This is a genomic window from Mesorhizobium sp. M00.F.Ca.ET.216.01.1.1 (genome assembly GCF_004010325.2).
Taxonomy (GTDB): Bacteria; Pseudomonadota; Alphaproteobacteria; order Rhizobiales; family Rhizobiaceae; genus Mesorhizobium.
This window is the reverse complement of record NZ_SADR02000043.1, coordinates 1-21,064: the sequence shown is the minus strand read 5'-3', so window position 1 is coordinate 21,064 and position 21,064 is coordinate 1. Positions and strand designations below refer to the sequence as shown.

Below are 21,064 nucleotides of genomic sequence, written 5' to 3'. Positions count from 1 at the left end.
TCGCATGAACATCAATCACCGGTCCGGATGCCCGATCAATCTGTCGCTTGAGGTCTTCGGCGACCGCTGGAGCCTGATCATCCTTCGCGACATGATCTTCGGCGGCAAACGCCATTTTCGCGAGCTGCTCAACGGCTCGCTTGAGGGCATTGCCTCCAACATCCTTGCCGACCGGCTGAAGCGGCTGATGGAGCTCGGCATGCTGACCAAGGCCGATGACCCTTCACACAAGCAGAAGGCGATCTACAGTCTCACCGAAATGGCCATCACGCTGGTGCCGGTCCTGGCGCATCTTGGCGCCTGGGGTCGCGTCTGGCTGCCGGCCAGCGAGGAACTTTCGATCCGTGCCGAGCTTCTGGAAAGAGGCGGGCCGCCGATGTGGGAGCGGTTCATGGACGAACTGCGCCACGAGCATCTGGGCACGCCTGCCGGCCCATCGGGGCCCACCGTCCGTGCGATCTTGCAGGCCGGATACGAGGCGGCGGTCGCCCGCAAGACGCCGGGCGCCGGGTGCAATCCGGCCTCCTGATCAACTTATTTTTCCCAATTGCGGCCCGGCTCTGCTATCAAGGGGGCTGAAATTCATAATTAACGGGATTGGACGACGCCCTTGGTCGAGAACTCTAAGGATACTGCCCGCGCGCGGGCCGATTTGCGTTTCAAGAAGCAGGAAGAGGCAGCCACAGTCCGCCAGAAGGCGATGGCGGAATATGTCGCCGAGAGCGACGCCCGTCAGGCCAAGACCAACAAGCTGAGGGCGCTGCGCCTTGCCAAGGAAGCCGAAGACCGCGCCAACGCGCCGGCCACCCCGGCGAAGAAGCCGGCGCGCGCCAAGAAGAAATAGGCCTCGCCTGAACTGAGCCGTCAGACACTTTGAATGCCGGGATCGGACGTGTTCTGATTTGGCGCCGTTGCTTTACTGATTCAGGATGCTTCACTGATTCAGATTGACGTCACGGCTGGCCGACCGCATCGATACCGAGAAGCCGGCCAGCACGTCGAACAGCGCGATGATCATCAGCGTGAAGAAGACGGAGTGCGCCGCTCCCTTCACCAGCAGGAACTCGACCAGGAACGCCACGAAAACCAGGGTCGACAGCAAATGGTCCATGATCGACGCGTTTGTCGTGCGCGTCGACTTCACCATTTCGACGAACAGGAAGATCAACCCGATCAGCACCATCAGGTCGCCGAGGGTCATCGAGAACACCCCGCCCGACATCATGCGGATCGAGAACATTTCGGTCGCCCACGGATCGTCGCCGCCGCCGAATATTCCCAGGAGCCCGAGATTGTAGAGCACGAAGGGCACGATCAGCAGCGGAATGGCACCGAACATCTGGCGGCTCCGGTTGGACAGCCTTCTGTAGTATGCGCCCGGCATCCGCCGTCAAGAATTTTCGTACGCGCCCGCAAACACGGACAAAGACGGTGCGAAACAACCGTGTCAGCAAGGATTGCTGACATCCGGCGCGGCCGTGGGCACAGCTGGATTTGCTCTGTCGGCGATCGTGTGCCCCGCAACGCAAAAAGACCGGCTAGCGGCCGGTCTTTTGGATAGTCGAAAAAATCGTCGAAAGCGGTCTCAGCTTTCCTTCGGCTCCAGAACCTGGCGACCGCGATACATGCCGGTCTTCAGGTCGATATGGTGCGGACGGCGCATTTCGCCGGAGTTCTTGTCCTCGACATAGGTCGGGGCCTTGAGCGCGTCGGCCGAGCGGCGCATGCCGCGCTTCGACGGAGAGGTTTTTCGTTTCGGTACGGCCATGGATATGCTCCACTACATGGTCAAAATGCCCCGGCCGCCCCCGTGAAAGGGCCGCGTCAGGGGCCGGAATCTGAGAAAGTCGGGTGCCTATACACGCCCTGCGCCGTTTTGGCCAGCACCGCCGCGATTTTTTTTGGAACTAATGCAGACAGCCGACATAGGCGCCGGACCGGCCCGCGCGACGCTCGATCAGCGCGGCCAGTCGCCTCAGCCCCGGCCCGGGCTTTGCCGGATTGCGCGTGATCGGGTTCGGCAAGGCGACGGCGAGCAGCGCCGCCTGCCGCCGCGACAACTGCTTTGCCGAAACGCCGAAATGGTGCTGGGCGGCGGCCTCGATGCCATAGATGCCCGGCCCCCATTCGGCGATGTTGAGATAGATTTCCATGATCCGCCGTTTCGACATCACCGCATCGAAATAGACGGCGAGCGGCAACTCGACGACCTTGCGCACCGAACCCAGCGGCCGCGACCACAGATAGAGGTTCTTGACGGTTTGCATGGTGATGGTCGAGGCGCCGCGTGTCATCTCGCCGGCCAGCGCGTCATCGACAACGCCCCGCAATTCGCCGAGATCGACGCCGCGATGGAAGCAGAACTGCCCGTCCTCCGACATGATCACCGAATGCGCCAGCACCGGCGCCACGTCGTCGATCGAAACCCAGCGCCGGTCGTAGCCGGAAAACGTCGCCAGATCCTTCAGCATCAGCGTCGACACCGGATGCACGAACCAAGGCAGATATAGGAAAGTCAACACCACCGGCACCAGCGCCAGTACCGCAGCAATGACGATGCCGCGCCGGACCCAGCGTTTGAGACCGATGCGGTTGCCGCCTTTCGGTCTCGCCGCCATGTCCAGCCCTTCGGTTTCGTGATCGACGATCGGTTCCGCCAAGCCGCCCAACCCATGCTGCTGCCTGCCCCGGCATAATGGCGCTTGGCTTCTTGCGCAACGTCTGAGTGTCGGCTACCGGTCCCGGCCATGACGAAAGAGGATCAAATGGCGTTCGAAGCTGTGCTTGCCGTCCGGGCAGCTGCGCTGGAGGCGTTGCTGCGGCGGCTCCTCGACGAACGCATCCTTTCGGGCGAGATCGCACGGCCGGAACGCCTGGTGGCGGCAATGCGCCATGGCGTGCTGAACGGCGGCAAGCGCCTGCGCCCCTTCCTGGTCATGGAAAGTGCTGCACTGTTTTCCGCCGATGGCGAGGCGGCATTGCGCGTGGCGGCGGCGCTCGAATGCGTGCACTGCTATTCGCTGATCCACGACGACCTGCCGGCCATGGACGATGACGATCTGCGCCGCGGTCAGCCGACCGTGCACAGGGCTTTCGACGAAGCCACCGCCATCCTTGCCGGCGACGCCTTGCTGACGCTTGCCTTCGACATCCTCGCCGATGAGGCGACGATGCTGCCCGCAGAGCGCCGGGCGGCATTGGTGCTGGCATTAGCCCGCGCCGCAGGGACCGGCGGCATGGTCGGCGGCCAGACGCTCGACCTCGAAGCCGAGCGCAGCCGGCCAGACGAAGCCGGCATCATCCGGCTCCAGGCGATGAAGACCGGCGCGCTGATCCGCTTTGCCTGCGAGGCCGGCGCGATCATCGCCGGCGCCGCGCCGAAAGACCGCGAAAGGCTGGCCGAATTCGGCGCGGCGATCGGACTTGCCTTCCAACTCGCCGACGACCTGCTCGACCTGACGGCGGACGCCAACCAGATGGGCAAGGCGACCGGCAAGGATGCCGCCGCCGGCAAAGCGACATTAGTGGCGCTGCACGGCGCGGCCTGGGCACAGAACCAGCTTCACGGCCTTGTCGAACAGGCCCACGCACTGCTCGAACCCTATGGCGAGCAGGCGGTTCTCCTGAAAGCCGCGGCAGAATTCGTGGCCGCCCGCAACAACTGACGTCTGTAGCGGCCGGAAACGCTCTGAACCGGATTGGCGGCAAGCACACTTCCGGCGCATCCAGTTCCCCGATCTGATCGGCCGGCAAGAGGCACCTGTGATCTCAGGCAGACGTCCGTTCAAGAACACTCCAGTCGAACTCGCGCGCCCAGTCGGCAAAACTGTGCCAGCGGACCTCCGGAAAATCCCGGTGCAATGCGGAGATGTCGGCGTCGTAGCCAACGCGGTCGAACCATTCGAACATAAGCGCGGCGTCCTCGCTTTGCAGGCGAGCCGCTTCTATCGGGATTTCCTGATACGCGATCGGGCGGCCGATGGCTTGCGAAAGGATTTTCGCCTGTTCCTCGCCGGACAGTTCGTCCCCGGCGAAATCGAAACGCTTGCCGAACACCTGCTCGCGCCGCTCCACCAAGGCAGCGACGAAAGCGCCTATGTCCGCCAAGGCCACCAGTTGCAGAACGCGCTTGGGGGGCATCGCGAAAGCTTGCGTGCCCTGGCGCAGGGCACCGATCGACCATGGTGCGACGATATTCTCCATGAAGGCGACTGGCGCGCTGATCGTGTAGGGGATGCCGAGCCCGGTGACATGTTTCTCAACGAGATACTTGCTTTCGAAATGCGGGATGCCTGTCTTCTTGTCGGCATCGGCGACGGACGAATAGACCAGATGCCCGATGCCGGCTGCCTTCGCAGCGTCGGCGGCAATGATCCCCTGACGGGTCTCCGCCTCCATCCCGGCCTCGTAGCTGTTGCCCATCAGGAACATGGTGTCGACATCGCTCGCAGCCTTCACGACCGAGGCCGTGTCGCCGAGATCGCCGGACACGACATCGGCGCCTGCCGAAGCCAGCGCCCGCGCAGCGTCACTGTCCAGCTTGCGGGTCAGCGCCTTGACGCGATGTCCCCTGGACAGCAGTGCGCGGGCAACGGCGCCGCCCTGCTGGCCGGTTGCGCCGGTTACCAGAACGCTTCGTTTTGTGGTCATGTGTGTTTGCTCCTTTTGTTCCAATGGAGCAAAGCTAGGGCCTGTCACATTGATCCATAATTGGCTATAATTGAAAAACATCGTCTCAAATCTGAATACAATGATCGATCTCAACGACATTGCGGTGTTTGCTCGCGTCGTCGAAGCCGGCAGTTTCACGGCAGCCGCGCGTCTGCTCGGTATGCCCAAGACGAAGGTCAGCCGTCGCGTTGCCGCGCTCGAGCGCGAGGTCGGGGTTCGGCTGCTCCAGCGCACGACGCGCAGCCTCAGCATGACGGATGCGGGCCGCCTCTATTATGAGCAGAGCAGCCAGGCGTTGCGGACAATCGAAGTTGCGAATTTGCGGCTCGCGGAAGCGAGGGCGGAGCCTTCGGGCACGATCTGCATTTCGGCTCCGGTCGGCTTTGGCGATCATTTCCTGACCGGCGCGGTGTTCGATTTTCTTGGCGCGCATCCTAAAACCAAGGTCGAGATGCACCTCACGGACGACAAGCTCAATCTGGTCGAGAACGGGATCGATCTCGCTTTTCGTACCGGGATCCTGCCGGATTCGACGCTGATCGCACGCAAGCTCGCCTCCACGCACAGAATCCTGTGCGCCAGCCCAGACTATCTCGCGCGCCGCGGCGTGCCGGCAGTGCTGGCGGACCTTGCGCGCCACCATTGCGTCATAGCGGGGCAATCGACAGCGAGCGCCCACTGGGTAATGGACGGGCCGCATGGCCAGGAAGCCGTTACCGTGTCCGGACGCTTTGCCGCCAATGAAATGCTGGCTGTGATTGCCGCCGCGATTGCCGGCTACGGCATTGCACAGTTGCCTCACCAGGCTGCCGAGGCGTCTATCAGGGATGGACGCTTGCGACGCGTTCTCGACGATTACACCACGCCGATAGGAGGCGTTTATGCCGTATATCCGAGCAGCCGGCACCTTTCGCCCCTGGTCAAGGCATTCATCGACCTTGCAGCCAGCCGTTTGAGCGGCGTCGGAACCAGTGGTGAAGGGTAAGCTGTAGCCCGAAAGGCCGGCCGCCCTCACACGAACGAAATTTTAATGTAAATCAAGCGTAATCCCGGCCATTAAAAATGATGCGTATGTGTCGGGGTTGCGCATGCCGGAATATTCCTTCTTCATCCGGTCGATCCGGATTCGTTATCTTTCTGGATTGCTGATTTTTGCGCTGGCTTCCGCCGCCGTCATGTTTGCGCTCAATCGCGTGAATTCCTTCCGTCACGACATTGACACCTTGAGCAGCAACCTCGTCATCTTTAGTCGTGATCTGCGCAACGCGACCAGTTTCGCCGAAACGACCGGCACCGCCTGGCGGACCGAGACCCGCGATGGCCTGGTCGCCTCGGCGCGCGGCCATTCCGAACGCCTGAGCGGCGAGATCGAGACGCTCACGGGCCAGTTGGCCGCGACAAGGCCGCGGCTTTCGGAAAACACCCTTAGCGAACTCGATTCCGCATCGGTCAACGGCGATCTATTCTGGTCGGCGCGCGACATGGTGCGCAACTTCAACCTGATGTCGGTGGCACAAAAAGTCGATGAATGGAGCTACCGCGAAATCCGCAACCAGAACGATCTCTTTGCCCAGCCGACGCTGGTCCGCGTCCGCACCGCCATGGACAATGAGCGACATCTCGCTGATGCCTCCAGCGATAGACTGCTGTTATGGGCGAGTGGCCTCTTGTTCGCCGTTCTTGCCATTGTCGCTTTCTGGGTTTTCCGGCCGATGGAAAAGGCGATCAGGCGCGCCTTCGCCGAATCCGCCGAATCCCTGTTCAAGGCCGAGGCTGCCGATCGCGCCAAATCGGAATTCCTGGCCAATATGAGCCACGAGATCCGCACGCCGATGAACGGCGTGCTCGGCATGGCCGAGCTGCTTGCCAAGACTGAGCTGAACGCGCGCCAGAAGACCTTCACCGACGTCATCGTCAAATCCGGCAACGCGCTGCTGACCATCATCAACGACATCCTCGATTTCTCCAAGATCAACGCCGGCCAGCTGACGCTCGACCCGGCCCCCTTCCGCCTTTCCGAAGCGGTCGAGGACGTGGCGACCCTGGTATCGGCACGTGTCGCCGAGAAAAACCTCGAACTGATCGTCCGTGTCGATCCGCGCCTGCCGGCCTTTGTTGTCGGCGATGCCGGGCGGTTCCGGCAGATCGTCACCAATCTGCTCGGCAATGCGGTGAAGTTCACCGAAAAGGGCCACGTGCTGATCGATGTTGGCGGTGAGGTCGTCGACGGCATGGTCCAGCTCAAGGTTCGCGTCGAGGACACCGGCATCGGCATTCCGGCCGAAAAGCTGCAGAACGTGTTCGAAAAGTTCGCGCAGGTCGACGGTTCGTCGACGCGCCGCCATGAAGGCACCGGTCTCGGCCTCGCCATCGCCGCCCGCCTCGTCGACCTGATGGGCGGCAAGATCGGTGTCGAAAGCGAGATCGGCCGCGGCTCCGTCTTCTGGTTCGCCGTACCAGTACCCACACATCGGCAGGACGCGCGCGACGAGATCGTGCCGGTCGACGTCACCGGCGCGCGCGTGCTGGTCATCGACGACAATCCGGTCAATCGGGAAATCCTGCTCGAGCAGCTCAGAAGCTGGAGCTTCGACTGTGCCGCCGCCGAAAGCGGCGCCGTCGGCCTCGCCTTCCTCGACCGGGCCTCGCAGTTGGGCGCCGCGGTCGACTGCATCATCCTCGACTACCAGATGCCTGGCATGAACGGCGCCGATGTCGCCAGGGCAATCGCCTCCGACAGCCGCCTGGCCGGCATCCCGGTCGTGCTGCTGACCTCGGTCGACCAGGTCGATTTCGGCAAGATGGTCATCGATTTCGGTATCGCCGCGCACCTGACCAAGCCCGCCCGCTCGGCCATCCTGCTCGGCACTGTCATCTCGGTCATCCAGAAGGCCCGTGCCCAGATCGGCAAGGCGCAGTTCGTTCGCGAGCCGGTCCCCTCCAAAGTGGCGGCGCCCGCCTTTACTGTCATCCGCGGCCCGGCGATGCCGGCGGCTGCCGTACCGGAATCGACCGCCACGCCGAACGGTCCGATCGATATCCTCATTGCCGAGGACAATGACGTCAACCAGCTGGTTTTCGGCCAGATCCTCAACGGGTTGGGCCTCAGCTATCGCATCGCCGGTAATGGCCGCACGGCGGTCGAGATGTACCGTGCGCTGCGGCCGAAGCTGATCCTGATGGACGTTTCGATGCCGGAGATGAACGGTTACGAGGCGACCCGCGCCATTCGGGCAGTCGAGGCCGCGACGGGCAGTCATATACCGATCATTGGCGTCACCGCGCACGCGCTGAAGGGCGATCGCGACAAGTGCATAGAGTCCGGCATGGACGATTACCTGCCGAAGCCGGTTTCGCCCGACCGCCTAGGCAGCAAGATCGGCACCTGGCTTAGCGAAACGGTAGTGGCGAAGACGGCTTAAGCTTCATGTCGAACGAAGGATGAACCGCGGCCAGAACGAACCTCGCTGTCGTGGTCCTTCGCGCTCCGGCGTCCCCGAATACCTTCGTCGCGAACAGCTATCGGTTGCGCACCACGATGCAGGCGCCGCCGACGCTGTGCAGTTTCTGGCAGACGACGTCGGCAGCGGCCCTCGAGTCGGCGCCGATCCTGACCGCATAGATGCCGCGCCGACCGATCGGCGTGCGCACCCGGCTGACGACGGGATCATGGCCCCCGAGCAAGGCCGGAAACCGGCTCCTCACCCGTAGCCATTGATTGATCGCAGCGCCGCGGCGGAAATTTCCGGCCACCTGGACGCCCCATGGCTTGACGTTGATCGATGCCATCGCCACGGTTTTGGACATGATCACTGGCAGCTTGCGGCAAGCGACGGCAAAGCTTGCCTTTGGATCGAGCGGCTGGACATTTCCGGCATGGGCAGCATCGGAGAAATTGTCCACCGGCTCGCCCATGATGTCGAAGACATAGCTTTCGGTTTCCATCGGCAGGAAGCCACCGGAACTGAGCCAGCGCGACACGCGGCTTTCGCCGGCATTGTAGGCGGCAGCCGCCAGGCCGAGATTGCCATAGGCGGTTTTCATTTCGGCGAGATATCTTGCCGAGGCCGGGATCGCTTGGGCGATGTCGAAGGAATTGGCGAGGCCGCGCATCTTTGCGGTGCCCGGCATGAACTGGGCGATGCCCTCGGCGCCGACCGGGCTGACCGCATTCGGGTCGAAGCGGCTCTCCTTCCAGATCAGCCGGGCGAAGAAATCCTTCGGCAGGCCGTTTTGTTCGGCATGAGCCTCGATCAGGTCGCAGACCCGGCCGATCAGCCGTTTCGCGGGCGGTTGCGGCGGATCGGCGCGGACGCCTGTCGACCAGGCCATGGCGCAAAGCAGAACCAGCGTCGCCCTGAGGAAACGCCGCATCAAATCTACTCCGCCGCGGCCTTGCCGTGCTGGCCAAACCGCTGGTCGATGTAGTCGGCGACCATTTTCTCGAAGTCGGCGGCGATCGACGGACCGCGCAGCGTTGCCGCCTTCTTGCCGTCGACGAACACCGGCGCCGTCGGCGTCTCGCCGGTGCCGGGCAGCGAAATGCCGATATCGGCGTGCTTGGATTCGCCGGGGCCATTGACGATGCAGCCCATCACCGCGACCTTGAGGTTCTCGACGCCGGGATATTTCTTGCGCCACACCGGCATGTTCTTCCTGAGGTCCGCCTGGATGTTCTGTGCGAGTTCCTGGAACACGGTAGACGTCGTGCGGCCGCAGCCGGGACAGGCGGCGACGATCGGCACGAACTGTCGGAAGCCCATGGTCTGCAGCAGCTCCTGCGCCACCTGCACCTCGCGCGTGCGGTCGCCATTCGGTTCCGGCGTCAGCGAAATGCGGATCGTGTCGCCAATGCCTTGCTGGAGCAGGATGCCCATGGCGGCGGACGAGGCGACGATGCCTTTCGAGCCCATGCCGGCCTCGGTAAGGCCGAGATGCAGCGCATGATTGGAGCGGGTGGCGAGCTCGGTGTAGACGGCAATCAGGTCCTGCACGCCGCTGACCTTGGCCGACAGGATGATCTTGTCGCGGCCAAGGCCGATCTCCTCGGCCATCTCGGCCGACAGGATCGCCGACTGCACGATCGCTTCGCGGGTGACTTCCTGCGCCGTCAGCGGAAAACCCCGGCTCTGGTTTTCGTCCATCAGACGGGTCAGAAGCTCCTGGTCGAGAGAACCCCAATTGACACCAATGCGCACCGGCTTGTCGTGTTTGATCGCCATCTCGAGGATCGCCGCGAACTGGCGGTCCTTCTTGTCCTTGAAGCCGACATTGCCGGGGTTGATGCGGTATTTGGCCAGCGCTTCCGCACAGGCCGGATGGTCGGCCAGCAGCTTGTGGCCGATGTAATGGAAATCGCCGACCAGCGGCACGTTGATGCCGAGCCGTTCGAGCCGCTCACGAATGGCAGGCACGGCGGCGGCGCTCTCGTCGCGATCGACGGTGATGCGCACGATCTCGGAGCCGGCGCGATGCAGCGCCGCCACCTGGGCGACGGTCTGGTCGACATCGGCGGTGTCGGTATTGGTCATCGACTGCACGACGACCGGTGCGCCGCCGCCGACGACCACGCCGCCGACATCGACGCCGACCGAGGCCCGGCGCGGGAAAGGAGAAGAAAAATATCCGGTCATGGCCGGCCGCCTTTTGTCTGGCACATTACCCCGAAAATCAGAATCGGTTTTCGCTGGGGATCATGCGCAAAATCAAATTGCTACAGCGTCTCTTACGCGTCCGAAAGGACGCGCGGCGCTGCAGAAGGTCCGGGCATCAGGTGAAGGAGCAAAGATGGCTTGTCAATGGCGACGGCAGGCAGATCCGGCAGATCGGCGCCCGGCAGATCGGTGAAAGACACATCAACCTGTCACGGACGAGGTCGGCGACCGGAACCCTGATGTGAATGCAAAACAGAAACTACGCGAGCGGCAATGCTGCCACCCGGAAAGATGGTCGCGCGCCGAAAGCGGCGCGGCTATTCCTGGGAGAGCGTCAGTGCGTCGTCGGTTTCGCTTTCAGTTTTTCAATCTCGTCCTTGATTGCCAACTTGCGCCGCTTGAGATTCACGATTTCGAGGTCGTCGACCGATGGATGGTTCATTGCATCATCGATTTCGCGCTCGATGTCGCCGTGTTTCCGCTGCAACTCATCAAGATGGGATGCAAGAGACATGATTGGTTCTCCCTTTCATGGTTTCCTCGATTGCAGCCGTCAAGGCGCGTCCAGGCTCGCTTCTGTGACGGCACGGTGACAGTGTGCCACCATCCGGCATCGATGTCGAATGCTGCTTGGTAGCATTCCACGACAATCTGAAATGTGGTATGGGCACCGCGCCGGTTGCAAGAGGCGCCGGCCCCGCCCAATCAGGCCCATCTTTGGGCGTCGCAGACGTGCAGACGGTAGATAATGTCCGAACAGGAACAGGCTGATATCCGCCTCGAATATTCTCGGCTGAAACAGGAACACGCCGATTTCGACGCGGCCATCAATGCGATGATCGCCATGGGCTGCGATCCGTTGCAGATCCAGCGCATGAAGAAGAAGAAGCTGTTCCTGAAAGACCGGCTGATGGCGCTGGAAGACAGGATCATTCCAGACATCATTGCCTGAGCGACATTTGCCGGTAACGCTTCGACAAGGCCGCTTACCCCGTGATCGAAAGCCGCGCGGCACGTTCGCGCAATAGCGCTATGAGGTCATCGGTCCTCTCCCTGGAGGTATCGATGGGAACCACCAGGCACATCGTCGCCTCGACCTTGCCGGGCGCCGAAAACACCGGCGCCGCCAGGCATTTCGTATAGGCGTCGACAAGGCCTGATGTGACGCAGTAGCCGGCCGACTTGGCGACGGCGATATCGGCTATGAAATCGTCAAGCCGCAACTTGCGGCCGTCCGGCAGCACGAGATCGTCTTCGGACACCATGCCTTCGATATCAGTCCTTTCGTACCCTGCGAGAAGCAGCCGCCCCGAAGCAGTCCAGGGAAGCGGGATCTGCAAGCCGGTCGCCGAGCTGATCCGGAACGGCCTGGTGCCCGGACTTGAATGGACGATCGTGTAACGGCCGCTCTGCAGCATGCACAATTCGGAGGTCTCGCCAGTCTCGCGCGACAGATTGTCGACTTCCTGACGCCCTCTCCTGAGCAGGTCGTTGCCCCGCACATAGTCCATTCCGTAGAGATAGAGCTTCTTTCCGAAATAGACGCGATTGCCGTCGCCGGCCATTTCCAGCAGGCCAGCATCGACCAGCGAACGGACAAGCGTATAGGTCGTCGAACGCGGCGCATTCACCCCCTTGGCGAGATCGCCGATGCCGATCGCACGCTGGGTCACGTGAAGGAACTCCAGGATCTGGAGCACCCGGTTGAGACCCTTCTCACGGGAGCCCGAACTCTTTTCTTCGTCCGGATAGGCGTGCGGCCGGATTGTCAAGGCATTGCCATCTTGCATTGTTGATTCCTGGTGTTAGTATCTGTCTTGTACAGGATACACGCGTCTGTTGTAAGAGACAATCTAGTAAAATCAACTGGTGCATGTATCGGCAAAGGGGAACACAACACGAAAAGGAGGTCGCCGTGAACGACACATCCAAAAGGCGTGAATTTCTGAAACTGGGAATGGCCGGGCTCGCAACGGCCGGAGTGATGAGCGCAGCAGCAACGGTCGATGTTCAGAAGGCCGCGGCCCAGGCGGCGCCGGACAGCCTGCTGCGCACCGTTCTCGATCGCGGCAAGCTGATCGTCGGCACCGGCAGCACCAACGCGCCCTGGCACTTTGAAAACGACGCTGGCGAACTTGTCGGCATGGACATCACCATGGGTCGCATTCTTGCCAAGGGGCTCTTCGACGATCCGACCAAGGTCGAATTCGTCATGCAGGATCCGGCACAACGGATTCCGAACGTGACCACCAACAAGGTCGACATCACCATCCAGTTCATGACCATGAGCGCACAGCGCTCGCAGCTGATCAACTTCTCCAGGCCCTATTACGTCGAGGGCATCGCCTTGCTGACCCTTCCGACCGCCGAAAACAAGACCTTCGACAAGCTGCTCGCCGGCGGCTCGGCAACGCGGATTTCCATCCTGCAGAACGTCGATGCCGAGCAAAATGTGCATATCGCCCTGCCGGAGGCGCAGGTGATGCAGATCGACACCCAGGCCAACGTCTTGCAGGCACTGGAATCGAAGCGCGTCGACGCCGCCGCGGTCGATCTTTCCACCGTACGCTGGCTCGCCTCGCGCAATCCGGACAAATACTTTGATGCCGGCAAGAGTTGGTTTTCAATGCTTTACGGCGCGGCGCTCCGGCAAGGCGATCTCGACTGGCTGACCTTCGTCAATCAGACCTTCACCATTGCCATGTTCGGTCACGAAACGGCACTCTATGACGCGGCGTTCAAGGATTACTTCGGGCAGGAGCCACCGGCGCGGCATCCCGGTTTTCCGGTCATCTGACACAGACGGCGGAAGAACGCCTCGGCGCACTTCCGCCGTCTTCTCTTCGACAGCCTTCGGCATTGAGGCAGACGCATGGGTTATGCCCTCAACTTCAACCTGATCTGGCGGCATTTCGACAAGCTCTGGGGCGGACTGCTGCTCAGCCTCGAACTCGCCGTGATCTCCATTGTGATCGGGATCGTCATCGGGCTGCTTCTGGCGGTCTGGTACGTATCGGCCGGGCGCGTGGTGCGGACCGTCATTGCGGCCTATGTCGAGTTCATCCGCAACGTGCCGCTGATCCTGCTTGTCTATCTCGTCTTCTACGGCCTGCCGACGGTGATCGATGTCGCCTACAGCGCGTCGACATCGTTCGTCCTGACGCTGTCGCTCTATAGTGGAGCCTATCTGGTCGAGGTGTTTCGCTCGGGGCTGGAAGCGGTTCCGCGCGGACAGCTCGACGCCGGCAAGGCGATCGGCCTGACGCCTTGGCAAAGGCTCCTCCATGTACGCCTGCCGACGATGCTGCGGATAACGCTGCCGGCGCTTTCCAACACCTTCATATCGCTGTTCAAGGACACCTCCGTCGCCTCGGTCATCTCGGTGCCCGAACTCACCTATGGCGCCCAGTGGATCAACTTCAACACCTTCCGGATCGTCGAGGTCTACCTTGTCGTAACGGCGATGTACCTGTTGACCGGCTATGCGCTGCTCTATGCGCTTCGACTGGTTGAACGCCGATTCAGGGCGGCGCACTAGATGCTCGGCCAGATCGCCTATGCCTTGCCTTTCCTGGCTGAAGGCTTCGCCGTGACGCTATGGGTGTCGCTGCTGGTTGTGGTGCTGTCGCTTGTTGTCGGCGTGGTGATGGGGGTCGGCCTTGTCTATGGTCCGGCTCCGCTGCGCTGGGTGGTGCGCATCTTCAGCGACACCATACGCGGCATTCCGATCCTGGTTCTTATCTTCTTCGTCTATTACGGGCTGCCCGCCGTGGGGCTCCGTCTGGAGTCTTTCTGGGCGGCCGTGCTGGCGCTGACCCTCTTCAAGACGGCGCAGGTCATCGAATACCTGCGCGGCGCCGTCGGCTCGATACCGAAAGGGCAGTCCGAAGCGGCGATGGCGATCGGGCTGACCTTTCGCCAGCGGCTGACCTACGTCATCTTCCCGCAAGCTTTCAGGCGGTTCCTGCCGCCGTGGATCAACGGCGTCACCGATGCGGTAAAAGGCAGCGCTCTGGTCTCGCTGCTCGGTATCACCGACCTGATGCAGGCCATCAACCAGGTCATCGGCCGCACCTACGAGGCGATGCCGCTCTATATCCTCGGCGCGCTCGTCTACTTCGCCGTCAATTACGCCCTCTCCCTGGCCAGCCGGCGGCTGGAGCGGCGCTTCTCCTTCATCCGGGAATAGCAAGATGTCCAACGCCTCGCACGCCAATCCGGCGCTTCTCGATGTCTCCGATGTTTCCAAAGCCTTTGGAAGCGTCGTGGTGCTGCGCTCCGTCAGCCTCAAGGTTACGCGTGGCGAGGTGGTGACGATCATCGGGCCGTCCGGCAGCGGCAAGACCACGCTGCTGCGCTGCGTCAACTTCCTGGAAAGCTATGACAGCGGCTCCATCCGCATCGACGGCAAGGAGGTCGGCTACCGCGAGGCGGGAACACGCCAGCGCCGCAGCGAGCGCGACCTGGCGACGATGCGCGCCGAGACCGGAATGGTGTTCCAGAGCTTCAACCTGTTCCCGCATCTGACGGCGGCCGGCAACATCATGCTTGGCCTGCGCAAGGTGCGCGGCAAGAGCAGCGCCGAGGCCCGTGCCATTGCCGAGCACTGGCTCGGCCGGGTCGGCCTCGCCCACAAGGCCGACAGTTTGCCGGCAGAGCTTTCCGGTGGCCAGCAGCAGCGCGTCGGCATTGCCCGCGCGGTGGCGATGGAGCCGAAGATCCTGCTTCTCGACGAGATCACCTCCGCGCTCGATCCCGAACTCGTCGGCGAGGTGCTCGAGGTCGTGCGCAGCCTGGCCGAGGACGGCATGACGATGCTGATGGTCACGCACGAGATGGCTTTCGCACGCGACGCCTCGAGCCGCATAGTCTTCATGGCGGATGGCGGCATCAGCGCGGTAGGCCCGCCTGCCGAGATCCTGGCGGCAGGGTTCGAAAACGAACGTCTTCGCAGCTTCCTGGCACGGTTCCGCGCCTCGCATTTCTGACATCAGGCAGCGAAAGCTGCCGCAAGGAGCCTTTATGACGCCTTACATCCGGCTCGCCGAACTGGGCCTGACCCTGCCCGAACCGCCGACACCCATCGCCAACTTCGTCACCCATGCCGAGAGCGGCCGGCTGATCTTCCTCTCAGGCCAGGGTCCGTTGCGCGCCGATGGCACGCTCTGCACCGGCAAGGTGGGCGACGACGTCAACGTGGAAGAGGCCTATGGCCATGCCCGTCTCACCGGCTTGAACCTGCTCGCCGTCATGCATGCCGCGGCAGGCGATCTCGGCCGCATCGTGCGTGTCGTCAAGCTGCTTGGCTTCGTCAATGCAACGCCGACATTCGGCGACCATCCCAAGGTGGTCAACGGTTGTTCCGATCTTTTTGCCGCTGTCTTTGACAGCATCGGCGGGCACGCCCGTTCGGCGATCGGTGTCGGCTCGTTGCCCGGCAACATCACAGTCGAAATCGAAGCGGTCGTCGAGATCGCTGCCTGACGTCTTACCAATGGGATTTTAGAGATGACGATCTATTCCGCCTCCGCCGACCGATGCAACATGACAATTCGCGAACGGCTCGGCCTTCGCCCGATCATCAATGTTTCTGGCACGATGACGGCGCTCGGCGCCTCGATCATCGTCCCGGAAGCGATCGCTGCGATGTCGGAAATCGCTTCGCAGTGGGTAGAGATGGACGATCTGCAACGCGCAGCAAGCACGGCCATAGCACGCCTCACCGGCGGTGAGGCCGGCTTCATCACCGCCTGCTGCGCCAGCGGCATCACCATGGCGACCGCCGGCGCCATGACCGGCACCAACCTTCTCGCGATCGAGCGGCTGCCGGACGACACTGAGGGCCTCAAGTCGGAAGTCATCGTTCAACTTGGCCACATCGTCAATTACGGCGCGCCGATCGACCAGTCGATCCGGTTGGCCGGAGCGAGGACAATATCCGCCGGCACGGTCAGCGTGACGCAGGACTATCATGTGCGCGAGGCGATCCGGGAACGCACCGCGGCGGGCCTCTATGTCGTTGCGCATCACACGGTGCAATACGGTATGCTCTCGCTTGAGGAGTTCTGCGAGATCTGCCATGCCAAGTGCGTCCCGGTGATCGTCGACGCCGCCTCGGAATATGATCTGCGCGGCTTCCTCGCCCGCGGCGCCGACATCGTCATCTACAGCGGGCACAAATTCCTCAGCGGACCGACAAGCGGCATCGTCACCGGGCGCAAGGACCTGGTGCGAGCCGCCCATCTCCAGAATCGCGGCGTCGCGCGGGCGATGAAGGTCGGCAAGGAAAGCATTGCCGGCACCATCGCGGCGCTGGAAGCCTGGGAGCGGCGCGATCATGCCGGCATCCGCAAGCGGGAAGAAGCGGCATTGCATCTGTGGAAGGACGCATTGCAGGACCTGCCCGGCATCGCCGCACGCATCATCCCCGATCCGACAGCCAATCCGCTCGACCGCCTGCAGGTGTTTGTCGCACCGGAGAGTCGGTTCACCGCCGCCGGCCTTGCCTCGGCACTGGCGGCAGGCTCACCTCCCATCATCGTCCGCAACCACGAGGTCGAGCGTGGCCACTTCTTCCTTGACCCCTGCAATCTCCACCCTGGCGAGGCGGAGGTCGTCGCCGAGCGCCTGCGCGCCGTATTGAGCGCGGCCGACCGCCCCGCGGACGCCATGAAGCCCGCACGCAAGAACTTCGCCGGCGCCTTGCGCTGGCCGGATTAGAGCATGATCCCAAAAAGTGGGAACCGGGTTTTGGAAAAGATCATGGTCAATCGACAGATAGAGCCCCATCCCGATTCCATCGGGATGGAAAGGCTCTAGCCGAGGGCCGGCGCTATCTTGCCAGCGCCGCCATCTGGCTTGCCAGGAAGTCGACGAACAGACGCGCGCGGACAGGTAGCTGCCGGCCGAACGCATGAACGATGTGCACCGGCATGGTCGGCATCGCCACCGCGGGCAGGATGCGCACCAGACGGCCGGCGTCGAGGTCGTCCTGCACGGCAAACCGCATCAGGTGCGCAATGCCGGCGCCGGCAAGAGCCGCGTGCCGGATGGCGCCGCCGTCATCGGTGTCTAGCCGCCCATTCGGCACCATCACTGTGCCGTCGGCAAAGGTGACAGGATAAGGCCGGCCGGCCAGCTGGTAGCGGATGAAGTCGTGGCCTTGCAGTTCCTCGATCGAGGCTGGGTTGCCCCGCCGCTCGACGTAGGCGGGCGAGGCGGCCAGCACGATCGGCAGATTGGCGATCTTGCGCGCAACAAGCCCGGTATCCGACAGCGCTCCCATGCGGACCGCCACGTCATAGCCTTCGCGGATCAGGTCGACATGGCGGTCGGTGACGCTGAGTTCCAGCTTCACATCTGCGTGCTGCAAAAGGAACGTTTGCGCCCATGAGGCGATCAGGCTGCGTCCGAGTTCGACAGGTGCGGTGACGCGCAACAGGCCGCGCGCTGTATCTGCCATCTGCACGATGTCCTCGGCATCGTCGAGCGCCCTGAGCAGCGGCGCGACCCGCTCGTAATAGGCAATGCCTTCGCTGGTCAGCCCAAGCCGTCGCGTCGAGCGCTGGATCAGCCGCACACCCAGCCGCCGCTCAAGCCGGGCAACGCTCTTCGACACCGCCGACGGGCTGGAGCCGAGCAGACGGCTGGCAGCTTGGAATGAGCCGGCATCGACTGTGCGCACGAAGGCGACAAGACCGGCGGTCTTTTCGAGGATGGCTGTCATTCAAGAATTCCAGGCATGAAAGAACGGACCAAGACGATCCTAATACGCCATCTGATCGTCATTAGATATCGCTCGTCATCGACATAAGGAGAGATTTGATGAGCAAACTGGCTGGCAAGGTCGCAATCGTCACCGGCGCCTCGAAGGGGATCGGCGCGAGTATCGCCAAAGGTCTTGCGGCGGCCGGCGCCGCGGTGATCGTCAACTACGCCTCGTCACGGGACGGTGCCGACCGCGTCGTCGCCGGGATCAGCGACAGTGGCGGCCGGGCCGTTGCCGTCCAGGGCGACGTTTCGCTGAGCGCCGACGTGCGCCGCCTGTTCGAAGCGGCCATATCGTCGTTTGGCGCGGTCGACATACTGGTCAACAATGCCGGCGTGTTCGAGTTCGAACCGCTGGAGGCGGTGACCGAAGCCGAGTTCCATCACCAGTTCGACATCAATGTGCTCGGCACCATCCTGACCATCCAGGAGGCAGCGAAGCATTTCGGCCCCGAAGGCGGCAGCGTCATCAACATCAGCTCGGTCGCCAGCCTGAACCCACCGCCGAACGGGCTCGTCTACGCCGCAACCAAGAGCGCAGTGGATTCGATCACGCTCTCGATGTCGCGGGAACTCGGCGCCCGCAACATCCGCGTCAACGCCATCGCGCCTGGTGGCGTCGACACCGAAGGCCTCAAGCGCGTCGGCGTTGTCGGCAGCGAATTCGAAAAGCAGATCGTTGCCATGACCCCGCTCGGCCGCTTCGGTCAGCCCGATGACGTCGCCCGCGTTGCGGTCTTCCTCGCCTCCGCCGACGCATCCTGGCTGACCGGCGAGCGCATCACCGTCTCGGGTGGCTGGCGTTAGAGATTCCTGGCCTCCGGCATCGCGGTGAAGGAGCAGCCCTGATTATGCTCGGTCGGGCCGATGTCCTTGCGGGTCCCCTCGAATTCCGCTAATGCGCGCCTTTGCCGCCGGGAGCAGAAGCTTGGACGATCACCGCGCCGACGTTGCCATCATCATGGGCAGCCAGTCCGATTGGGCGACCATGCGCCACGCCGCCGAAACGCTGGTGGCGTTGGGCATTTCGCATCAGCGACTGATCATCTCGGCCCACCGCACCCCCGACCGGCTGTATGACTTCGCCAAGGGCGCCAGGGCGGCCGGTTACAAGGTGATCATTGCCGGCGCCGGCGGCGCGGCCCACCTGCCCGGCATGACCGCAGCGATGACGCCGCTGCCGGTATTCGGCGTGCCGGTGGAATCGAAGGCGCTATCGGGACAGGACTCGCTGCTCTCTATCGTTCAGATGCCGGCCGGCATTCCGGTCGGCACTCTGGCCATCGGCAAGGCAGGCGCCACGAACGCCGCCCTTCTGGCTGCCGCCGTTCTGGCGCTGAACGACGAAGACATTGCTGCACGGCTGGACGCCTGGCGCGCCGCCCAGACCGCCAAGGTCGCCGCCGAGCCCACGGACGCGCCGTGAGCCTGCCGGCGGGATCGGCCATCGGCATCATCGGCGGCGGTCAGCTTGGTCGCATGCTGGCCATGGCCGCTGCACGCCTCGGCTACCGCACGGTGGTCCTGGAGCCTCAGCCGGGCTGTCCGGCGGCGCAGATTGCCAACCGGCAGATCGTCGCCGCCTATGACGATGCCGCAGCACTTGATGAGCTGGCAGCCGCCAGTGCCGTGGTCACCTACGAGTTCGAGAACGTTCCGGTCGCAGCCGCCAGCGCGCTTGCCGCAACGGTCGCGGTCTATCCGCCGGCGCGCGCATTGGAAGTGGCGCAGGATCGGGTGGCGGAAAAGAAATTCCTCAATGGCATCGGCATACCCACCGCCGATTTCTGCCCCGTCGACGATGACGACGAATTGACGGTCGCGCTGAAGACGTTCGACGGCAGCGGCATATTGAAGACGCGGCGCTTGGGCTATGACGGCAAGGGCCAGCGCGTTTTCCGCAACATGGAAACGGGCGGCTTTGCCGGGACCTGCGAGGCGATGGGGAACGTGCCGCTGATCCTCGAATCCCTCATCAGCTTCGAGCGGGAAATATCGGTGATCGCCGCGCGCGGCATCGACGGTTCGCTCGCTGCCTACGACCCGGCCGAAAATATCCACCGCGACGGCATCCTGCACACCTCGACCCTGCCGGCCGGGATAAAGTCCGAAACAGCGGCTGCGGCTCAGGCGGCGGCAGCAAAGATACTTGCAGCGCTCGACTATGTCGGCGTCATCGGCGTCGAGTTCTTCGTCCTTGCCGATGGTTCTCTGCTGGCCAACGAGATCGCGCCGCGCGTCCACAATTCCGGCCACTGGACGGAAGCCGCCTGCATCGTCTCGCAGTTCGAGCAGCATATTCGCGCCGTCGCCGGCCTGCCGCTGGGAAATCCTGGCCGGCATTTCGACTGCGTCATGGAGAACCTGATCGGCGACGATGTCTTGCGCGCTCCTGCTCTGCTCGCCGAGCCCGATCTGGTGCTGCATCTCTACGGCAAGGCCGAAGCGCGCCCCGGCCGCAAGATGGGCCATTTCACGCGGATCGGCCGTCGGGGTTAGAGTGGTGCGGCCCGCTCACCAGCCTCGTCCTCGCTGGTGCAGCTCACATCAACTTCTTCGCTGTCCGTATGGGCGGAGAGCAGCTTGCGGTCGACCAAGGCCACGCAATGGCAGTCGGCGCGGAGGGCGGAATTTTGATGGCGTGCGCCATTCGCATCGTCTATCGGGCGCCACGGCTTTGAATCCGGGTTAACGGATTGAAGGTTGGAGGATCTGTTCGAGGTATTTGTTGTTTCTTGCAGCGCGCTTTCGGCGCAGCTTGATGCTTCGCTGGTCGTCGATTGATCGCACGAGGTTCAGGGCGAAGTGGCGGACAACGGCCATGTTTGCGGGTCCGTGTCCGGTTCGGCTTCGGCATTTGTCCTCGTTGAAGGTGACGTCGAGGACCCAGTGCAGCGAGTTCTCGATGGCCCAGTGGCTTCGGATGGCAACTGCGGCCTGCTTGGCGGTGAGGGCGCGCGAGGCGACATAGA

The 21,064-nt window shown here is 63.0% G+C and carries 25 protein-coding genes; 15 read left to right on the top strand and 10 right to left on the bottom strand.

What is annotated here, in order from left to right:
- Positions 1–4 precede the first annotated feature (4 nt).
- Both EN859_RS33030 and EN859_RS33025 read left to right on the top strand, forming a co-directional pair.
- Positions 5–529, top strand: a complete 525-nt coding sequence (locus tag EN859_RS33030; RefSeq protein WP_127856825.1) for a helix-turn-helix domain-containing protein — start codon at positions 5–7, stop codon at positions 527–529.
- A gap of 81 nt (positions 530–610) precedes the next feature.
- Positions 611–844, top strand: a complete 234-nt coding sequence (locus EN859_RS33025; protein ID WP_127856824.1) for a hypothetical protein — start codon at positions 611–613, stop codon at positions 842–844.
- Positions 845–934: 90 nt separating this feature from the next.
- Here EN859_RS33025 and EN859_RS33020 read toward each other — a convergent pair whose 3' ends face one another.
- From EN859_RS33020 to EN859_RS33010, 3 genes are all read right to left on the bottom strand, one after another.
- Entirely contained in the window at positions 935–1,339 is a 405-nt protein-coding gene (locus EN859_RS33020; protein WP_127856823.1) for a hypothetical protein, read from the bottom strand.
- Positions 1,340–1,585: 246 nt separating this feature from the next.
- Complete coding sequence (rpmF, locus tag EN859_RS33015; protein ID WP_006203806.1) at positions 1,586–1,768, bottom strand: 50S ribosomal protein L32; 183 nt, start codon at positions 1,766–1,768, stop codon at positions 1,586–1,588.
- 139 nt (positions 1,769–1,907) lie between these two features.
- Positions 1,908–2,669 (bottom strand): transglycosylase domain-containing protein, encoded by a 762-nt coding sequence (locus EN859_RS33010; protein ID WP_127856822.1) that lies wholly within the window; start codon positions 2,667–2,669, stop codon positions 1,908–1,910.
- A gap of 78 nt (positions 2,670–2,747) precedes the next feature.
- On the opposite strand from EN859_RS33010, the gene EN859_RS33005 reads away from it, so the two are divergent.
- On the top strand, positions 2,748–3,665 hold the full coding sequence (locus EN859_RS33005) for a polyprenyl synthetase family protein (protein WP_127856821.1): 918 nt from the start codon (positions 2,748–2,750) through the stop codon (positions 3,663–3,665).
- Positions 3,666–3,768: 103 nt separating this feature from the next.
- Here EN859_RS33005 and EN859_RS33000 read toward each other — a convergent pair whose 3' ends face one another.
- Positions 3,769–4,650 carry an NmrA/HSCARG family protein gene (locus tag EN859_RS33000; protein WP_127856820.1) on the bottom strand — a complete coding sequence of 294 codons (882 nt, stop codon included), beginning with the start codon at positions 4,648–4,650 and terminating at the stop codon, positions 3,769–3,771.
- Between the two features lie 100 nt (positions 4,651–4,750).
- On the opposite strand from EN859_RS33000, the gene EN859_RS32995 reads away from it, so the two are divergent.
- Positions 4,751–5,656: a LysR family transcriptional regulator gene (locus EN859_RS32995; protein ID WP_127856819.1), complete on the top strand. Its 906-nt coding sequence runs from the start codon at positions 4,751–4,753 to the stop codon at positions 5,654–5,656.
- A gap of 103 nt (positions 5,657–5,759) precedes the next feature.
- Positions 5,760–8,093: a response regulator gene (locus tag EN859_RS32990; RefSeq protein ID WP_127856818.1), complete on the top strand. Its 2,334-nt coding sequence runs from the start codon at positions 5,760–5,762 to the stop codon at positions 8,091–8,093.
- A gap of 97 nt (positions 8,094–8,190) precedes the next feature.
- Here EN859_RS32990 and EN859_RS32985 read toward each other — a convergent pair whose 3' ends face one another.
- The 3 genes from EN859_RS32985 to EN859_RS32975 form a co-directional block, all read right to left on the bottom strand.
- Positions 8,191–9,045, bottom strand: coding sequence for a lytic transglycosylase domain-containing protein (locus EN859_RS32985; RefSeq protein ID WP_127856817.1), 855 nt, complete (start codon positions 9,043–9,045; stop codon positions 8,191–8,193).
- A gap of 5 nt (positions 9,046–9,050) precedes the next feature.
- A complete protein-coding gene (gene ispG / locus EN859_RS32980) occupies positions 9,051–10,304 on the bottom strand; it encodes a flavodoxin-dependent (E)-4-hydroxy-3-methylbut-2-enyl-diphosphate synthase (protein ID WP_127856816.1) in 1,254 nt (417 codons plus the stop codon).
- Between the two features lie 355 nt (positions 10,305–10,659).
- A complete protein-coding gene (locus tag EN859_RS32975; RefSeq protein WP_006327870.1) occupies positions 10,660–10,839 on the bottom strand; it encodes a YdcH family protein in 180 nt (59 codons plus the stop codon).
- A gap of 234 nt (positions 10,840–11,073) precedes the next feature.
- Between EN859_RS32975 and EN859_RS32970 the strand changes: the two genes are divergently transcribed.
- Positions 11,074–11,277 carry a YdcH family protein gene (locus EN859_RS32970; protein ID WP_023797035.1) on the top strand — a complete coding sequence of 68 codons (204 nt, stop codon included), beginning with the start codon at positions 11,074–11,076 and terminating at the stop codon, positions 11,275–11,277.
- Between the two features lie 34 nt (positions 11,278–11,311).
- Here EN859_RS32970 and EN859_RS32965 read toward each other — a convergent pair whose 3' ends face one another.
- Positions 11,312–12,115, bottom strand: coding sequence for an IclR family transcriptional regulator (locus tag EN859_RS32965; RefSeq protein ID WP_127856815.1), 804 nt, complete (start codon positions 12,113–12,115; stop codon positions 11,312–11,314).
- A gap of 125 nt (positions 12,116–12,240) precedes the next feature.
- On the opposite strand from EN859_RS32965, the gene EN859_RS32960 reads away from it, so the two are divergent.
- The 6 genes from EN859_RS32960 (at position 12,241) to EN859_RS32935 (ending at position 17,045) form a co-directional block, all read left to right on the top strand.
- Positions 12,241–13,122, top strand: a complete 882-nt coding sequence (locus tag EN859_RS32960) for a transporter substrate-binding domain-containing protein (protein WP_127856814.1) — start codon at positions 12,241–12,243, stop codon at positions 13,120–13,122.
- A gap of 75 nt (positions 13,123–13,197) precedes the next feature.
- On the top strand, positions 13,198–13,863 hold the full coding sequence (locus tag EN859_RS32955; RefSeq protein ID WP_127856813.1) for an amino acid ABC transporter permease: 666 nt from the start codon (positions 13,198–13,200) through the stop codon (positions 13,861–13,863).
- Positions 13,864–14,514 carry an amino acid ABC transporter permease gene (locus tag EN859_RS32950; RefSeq protein ID WP_127856812.1) on the top strand — a complete coding sequence of 217 codons (651 nt, stop codon included), beginning with the start codon at positions 13,864–13,866 and terminating at the stop codon, positions 14,512–14,514. It abuts the gene before it with no gap.
- Between the two features lie 4 nt (positions 14,515–14,518).
- Positions 14,519–15,313, top strand: a complete 795-nt coding sequence (locus EN859_RS32945; RefSeq protein ID WP_127856811.1) for an amino acid ABC transporter ATP-binding protein — start codon at positions 14,519–14,521, stop codon at positions 15,311–15,313.
- 34 nt (positions 15,314–15,347) lie between these two features.
- Complete coding sequence (locus EN859_RS32940; RefSeq protein WP_127856810.1) at positions 15,348–15,809, top strand: RidA family protein; 462 nt, start codon at positions 15,348–15,350, stop codon at positions 15,807–15,809.
- A gap of 60 nt (positions 15,810–15,869) precedes the next feature.
- Entirely contained in the window at positions 15,870–17,045 is a 1,176-nt protein-coding gene (locus EN859_RS32935) for an aminotransferase class V-fold PLP-dependent enzyme (RefSeq protein WP_127856836.1), read from the top strand.
- A gap of 112 nt (positions 17,046–17,157) precedes the next feature.
- Here EN859_RS32935 and EN859_RS32930 read toward each other — a convergent pair whose 3' ends face one another.
- On the bottom strand, positions 17,158–18,051 hold the full coding sequence (locus EN859_RS32930) for a LysR family transcriptional regulator (protein WP_127856809.1): 894 nt from the start codon (positions 18,049–18,051) through the stop codon (positions 17,158–17,160).
- A gap of 98 nt (positions 18,052–18,149) precedes the next feature.
- Between EN859_RS32930 and EN859_RS32925 the strand changes: the two genes are divergently transcribed.
- From EN859_RS32925 to EN859_RS32915, 3 genes are all read left to right on the top strand, one after another.
- Positions 18,150–18,899 (top strand): glucose 1-dehydrogenase, encoded by a 750-nt coding sequence (locus tag EN859_RS32925; RefSeq protein WP_127856808.1) that lies wholly within the window; start codon positions 18,150–18,152, stop codon positions 18,897–18,899.
- A 121-nt stretch (positions 18,900–19,020) separates the two neighbouring features.
- Entirely contained in the window at positions 19,021–19,518 is a 498-nt protein-coding gene (gene purE, locus EN859_RS32920) for a 5-(carboxyamino)imidazole ribonucleotide mutase (RefSeq protein WP_127856807.1), read from the top strand.
- On the top strand, positions 19,515–20,591 hold the full coding sequence (locus tag EN859_RS32915; protein WP_127856806.1) for a 5-(carboxyamino)imidazole ribonucleotide synthase: 1,077 nt from the start codon (positions 19,515–19,517) through the stop codon (positions 20,589–20,591). Before purE ends, EN859_RS32915 begins: the two co-directional genes overlap by 4 nt.
- A gap of 189 nt (positions 20,592–20,780) precedes the next feature.
- Here EN859_RS32915 and EN859_RS32910 read toward each other — a convergent pair.
- A partial coding sequence (locus EN859_RS32910) for an ISAs1 family transposase (RefSeq protein WP_135913567.1) occupies positions 20,781–21,064 on the bottom strand: 284 nt, incomplete at its 5' end.

Coding starts and splice junctions, on each gene's coding strand:
- EN859_RS32930 (WP_127856809.1), bottom strand. CDS start 18,051: ATGACAGCCATCCTCGAAAAGACCGCCGGTCTTGTCGCCTTCGTGCGC.
- EN859_RS33005 (WP_127856821.1), top strand. CDS start 2,748: ATGACGAAAGAGGATCAAATGGCGTTCGAAGCTGTGCTTGCCGTCCGG.
- rpmF (WP_006203806.1), bottom strand. CDS start 1,768: ATGGCCGTACCGAAACGAAAAACCTCTCCGTCGAAGCGCGGCATGCGC.
- EN859_RS33030 (WP_127856825.1), top strand. CDS start 5: ATGAACATCAATCACCGGTCCGGATGCCCGATCAATCTGTCGCTTGAG.
- EN859_RS32970 (WP_023797035.1), top strand. CDS start 11,074: ATGTCCGAACAGGAACAGGCTGATATCCGCCTCGAATATTCTCGGCTG.
- EN859_RS32975 (WP_006327870.1), bottom strand. CDS start 10,839: ATGTCTCTTGCATCCCATCTTGATGAGTTGCAGCGGAAACACGGCGAC.
- EN859_RS32955 (WP_127856813.1), top strand. CDS start 13,198: ATGGGTTATGCCCTCAACTTCAACCTGATCTGGCGGCATTTCGACAAG.
- EN859_RS32985 (WP_127856817.1), bottom strand. CDS start 9,045: ATGCGGCGTTTCCTCAGGGCGACGCTGGTTCTGCTTTGCGCCATGGCC.
- ispG (WP_127856816.1), bottom strand. CDS start 10,304: ATGACCGGATATTTTTCTTCTCCTTTCCCGCGCCGGGCCTCGGTCGGC.
- EN859_RS33000 (WP_127856820.1), bottom strand. CDS start 4,650: ATGACCACAAAACGAAGCGTTCTGGTAACCGGCGCAACCGGCCAGCAG.
- EN859_RS32940 (WP_127856810.1), top strand. CDS start 15,348: ATGACGCCTTACATCCGGCTCGCCGAACTGGGCCTGACCCTGCCCGAA.
- EN859_RS32965 (WP_127856815.1), bottom strand. CDS start 12,115: ATGCAAGATGGCAATGCCTTGACAATCCGGCCGCACGCCTATCCGGAC.
- EN859_RS33020 (WP_127856823.1), bottom strand. CDS start 1,339: ATGTTCGGTGCCATTCCGCTGCTGATCGTGCCCTTCGTGCTCTACAAT.
- EN859_RS32950 (WP_127856812.1), top strand. CDS start 13,864: ATGCTCGGCCAGATCGCCTATGCCTTGCCTTTCCTGGCTGAAGGCTTC.
- EN859_RS32925 (WP_127856808.1), top strand. CDS start 18,150: ATGAGCAAACTGGCTGGCAAGGTCGCAATCGTCACCGGCGCCTCGAAG.
- EN859_RS32990 (WP_127856818.1), top strand. CDS start 5,760: ATGCCGGAATATTCCTTCTTCATCCGGTCGATCCGGATTCGTTATCTT.
- EN859_RS32935 (WP_127856836.1), top strand. CDS start 15,870: ATGACAATTCGCGAACGGCTCGGCCTTCGCCCGATCATCAATGTTTCT.
- EN859_RS32995 (WP_127856819.1), top strand. CDS start 4,751: ATGATCGATCTCAACGACATTGCGGTGTTTGCTCGCGTCGTCGAAGCC.
- EN859_RS32945 (WP_127856811.1), top strand. CDS start 14,519: ATGTCCAACGCCTCGCACGCCAATCCGGCGCTTCTCGATGTCTCCGAT.